This is a genomic window from Mesorhizobium sp. M7A.F.Ca.CA.001.10.2.1, from assembly GCF_003998575.1.
In the GTDB taxonomy this organism is placed as follows: domain Bacteria; phylum Pseudomonadota; class Alphaproteobacteria; order Rhizobiales; family Rhizobiaceae; genus Mesorhizobium.
On the sequence record NZ_RZQY01000563.1, the window covers coordinates 1 to 4088 of the forward strand.

3 protein-coding genes are annotated in these 4088 nt (G+C 61.6%); all 3 read right to left on the reverse strand.

Going from position 1 to position 4088, the window contains the following annotated elements:
* Positions 1-2092, reverse strand: a 2092-nt coding sequence (locus EN964_RS27285; protein ID WP_206528764.1) for an autotransporter-associated beta strand repeat-containing protein, incomplete at its 3' end; no start/stop codon positions are given.
* A 423-nt stretch (positions 2093-2515) separates the two neighbouring features.
* A complete protein-coding gene (locus EN964_RS27290) occupies positions 2516-3409 on the reverse strand; it encodes a helix-turn-helix domain-containing protein (protein WP_127269045.1) in 894 nt (297 codons plus the stop codon).
* Positions 3410-3820: 411 nt separating this feature from the next.
* Positions 3821-3955, reverse strand: a complete 135-nt coding sequence (locus tag EN964_RS39150) for a hypothetical protein (RefSeq protein WP_256754990.1) — start codon at positions 3953-3955, stop codon at positions 3821-3823.
* Positions 3956-4088: the final 133 nt, after the last annotated feature.

Below are 4088 nucleotides of genomic sequence, written 5' to 3' on the forward strand. Positions count from 1 at the left end.
CGCCGAGGTTGAGCGTCATGCTGCCGCCCACACCGGCTGTCGCGACGATCTGGTTGTTGCCCGCGCTGACGTTCAGACCGTCGAAAGTCTGGCTGTTTGCCACGCCCGCTGCGCCGGTCAGTGTGACCACGCCGCCGGCCAGGTTGAGGCCGGACGAGCCTGAGATGATGTTGCTGGTCGGCGCTCCTGGCGCGGCGAAGTTCAGCGCCAGGGTGCCGCCATTGACCGTGGTGTCGCCGGTATAGGTGTTTGCCCCGCTCAGCGTGAGCGTGCCGGTGCCGCGCTTGATGAGGCCGCCGCCGCTGGTGGCGCCGTCGGCGATAACGCCGGCATAGCTGGTGCTGGCGGCGCCGTTGATCGTCAGATCGGCGCCGTTGAGAGTCACGCTGCCGCCCGCGCCGGCGAGCGACGTGGCCGTGGTATCAAAGCCATTGAGGTCCAGCGTGCCGCCATTGACGACCACCGCGTTGGGCGCGCCGAACGCGTTGGCGCTGCCGGCCCGCAGGGTTCCGCTGGTGACGGTAGTCGACCCGACATATGTGTTGGCGCCGCTGAGCAGCCAGCTGTTTCCCGCCGCGCCGTTCATGACCAGATTGCCGTTGCCGGAAATCGCGCCCGAAAAGGTGTTGCCGCCGGCGAAGCTGCCGCCAAGCGTGAAGGTGTCGCCCGGATTGGCTGGATTGAACGAGGCCGCGCCGCTCAGCGCCAGCGAGCCGGTGCCATCATTGAGGATCGCGCTGGCGCCGTTGAGCGACAGTATGCGGTCGGTGCTGGCCCCCGCGCCGGTATAGGACAATACGCCGGTGTTGAGGTTGATGATTGAGCCTGAACCCAGCGAGCTGGCGGCCCCCTGGTTCGCCAGTGAACTGGCCTTCACGGTAACGGTCTGGATCGTGACGGCACCACCAAAGGTGTTGGCTCCACCCAATGTGATAGTGCGGTTTGTCCCGCCGCCCATGAATATGAAGGGCCGGGTTGCAAGGTTGCTGCTGATGACGCCCAGCACTCCAAGGTCCGCCGTCTGCGCGTTCAGAATGACAGATGCTGCAAACCCGCCGCCCGCTGTCATGTCTCCGGTTACGGTCAGCGTGCCGGTTCCCTGATTTGTCAGGGCGGAGGAGCCGGTGCTAGGCGCCATGTTCCAGCTGCGGTTCGAAGTATCGCCGCTGCCGGTATAGACGGCGGAGGCATTGCGGACGAAGACCGTTCCGTTGGCCACCGTGGTTGCCGCGCCGAGCGCGCTTGCCTCGCCCAGGTTGCCGATCGATGTGAAGTACAGGTTGAAGCTGTCGGTAGCGACCGCCCCGGTGAAATCATTGGTATCATCGCTCAGCACCGTCTGTGCGACCAGGGAAAAGCCGCCGGCGCCGGTGATGTGCGCAGAGCCGACACCTCCTCCAATGGCGGCGGTGCCGGAGAGCAGCGTAACAACGCGGCTAGCGGCGAGCGCGCCAGTGCTTTGCAAAATCGTGCCCGCCGACAAGGTGATGCCATTGCTGGCGGCGCCGAGCGCCGAATCGCCACTGACGTTCAACCTACCCGCGGTCACATTGATACCGCCGCCGAAGGTATTGGCGCCGGTGAGGGTCAGGGTACCCGCTCCCGCCTTGGTCAGTCCCGCAGTGCCGGCCAGAATCGAACTGATGGTTGCGACACCGTTGGTGGTGATCGTCGGGGTGGCACCGGCGAGTGTCAGCGTGCTGCCCGTGACCGTATAGGTCGTGTTGGTGTTGATGGTCAGGCTGTTCGCGGTGATCGGCGCGCCCAGCGTCACTGTGGCGATTGTTCCGCTGGCGCCGCCGAAGATGGCATTGTCGAGAGCGGCGTTGCTCCACGGCGTATAAGGACCACTGACGCCGTCGCTGTTGGGACTCCACCGATTGGAGCTCACGTCCCAGGTCCCAGTGCCGCCAGTTCCGGCCGCCGTGCCGTTGGGATCCCAGTTTCTGTCGGCGGTGGCGGCCGGCCCCGTGGCCAGCGTCATCAGCAGGACCGCTGGCAGGAGCGGGGCGGCCAACGCCCGCGCCGCCGCGGAGGCCGGCTGCGCCATATGAGCGGCGTAGCTCGCCGCTTCGCCCTTCCACTTGGTCATCCGGCCACCGCGCAGTAGCTGGGAGAAGATAGGCCTATCTGCTTGCCTCGCCGCCCGTCCCTTGGGACCCGGTAGCGCTTGAGAGGATGCGCGCCTAGGATGAAGGTGGCCGGCTTTCAGCCTCGGGTCGCCGGCACTGTCGCCGCCGTCCTTCTGGTCATGGATGGTCCCGCCGCAGGCCAACCCAGCCATGTATCCCCCTACATTAGAAAGTCTTAATGCAATGCATCCCAAGGAATCAGGACACTGGCGCCAACATGGGCATGGAAACATCCGGACGTATTTCAAAAAGGTACGACGTTTGACAAAAACGTCCGACGCGCTTTGTTTTGATTAGACACTTCTACCGGAGTGTTACTGGAATATCACAACTCATTATTTCGTAACGCTAATATTGCCTTAACTGATGCCCGAAATCGCACGCTAGATTGAGGATCGAAAGCGGGTCGGGGTCGCGCCCCGGAACTTCCTCATCGCAGCTGTCAAATGACTCTGGCTTGAAAACCCGCTTAGATAGGCAACCTCCGCAATGGTCATGTCTCGGTTCGATAACAGACGCGTGGCGTGGTCGAGCCGGAGGTCCAAAAGGTAGCGATGCGGCGTCATCCCAAAGCTTCGGCTAAACGCTTGGGTGAAATGCTTCGGTGAAAGCTTTGCAAGTGCGGCTAGCTCGCCGACAGATATCTTGCGGGCGAGGTTGATTCGCAGGAACTCCTGCAGTTTCTGCGCGGACTGCCTGGAAAGACCGCCCTTGAACTGCTCCGGCCCGCTGGTTCGTATGGCATATGCGTGAAGCACGTGAATGCCCAGGATCGCGATCAGCTGCTCGACGTGGAAGCGGTTTGCGCCCTCCTTCTTCGTGAGCTCCGTCTTGAGCAGTTGGGCGACACGCAACGCATTGTCGTCCCGTGTGCCCAGGGGCGGAGGCGTCAGCTCCGTTTCCACTGGGCCAAATTGCTGCCTGGCCAGTTCTTTGAGACTGTCGTCCGGGTAGACGATAGTGGCGCTCTCCCGCGCCTGTGATAGACGCAGCCGCGCTTCAAGATGTGCCGGCTTGACAATGATGCTTCCTGCCGGCGCGTCATAGCGCTCGGCCTTGCCCCCTCCAAGTGTGGCACACACGGGTGCGGCCTCGAGACCGACAAAGACAACGTGTTCACTCGCCTCGAAGGTGTGCAGCCCGGGTGGCATGAGGGAATAGGTCGCCCTGCCCCGCTGTGTCGCAATCGTCCACTCACCGGTAATCGAAGAAACAGACTGCAAATCCTGATCGGATGAATTGAAGCCGTCATCAAGCTCGTGATCAGAAGAAATCATGTTAGTCCGTCGGTGTCATGGGCGGCAGGAAACACATTCACGGCATCTATTAGAATTCTCTAATTTATATAACACTCTTCCATGCAGCCTGGCTGAGCGTCTTTACCATTTGGGATGTAAACTGTTCCTCGAATGACCCGGTTCCCGGTCGTTCGATTTTGATTCCACTTAACGATGGTACAGCAGTTCTGTACCACACAAACGCAACGTTTGTGGACCAGAGTTAAGCGGCTCTGCCCAGCGAAGTGGCTGCATCCGACCGCGTCTTGGCTCAATCATCGCCTCTGCCGTCCATGCGATGCTGGGCGAGCGAACGATAGGTTTGCTACGGGCCTCGTCCGTGCAGTAGACGGCTGAAGGAGCGTCTCGCCGATCGCGCTTTTAAGTCGGCACATAGGCTCCGAGTGTCACTCAATTTGACCAAACCCAGCCGCGAAAAAATCCCATCGAAAGATTGCCGCGCACAGATGCCGACGCATATTGGTCGAGGTTTGAACCGCGGTTGGACGCGCGAGCCACAAAATATCCAACGATGGTGACGGACATTGCGTGACTCCGAACAGCGCCCAATCGAGAACCCACCAGAGCAGCAGCGCCTCCGGGGCTTTTGACTAAAGCGTGGAGGACCGGGAGAATGCGAGGTCGAAGCTGGATCCGGCAAATGCGGCTGGCCGAAGCC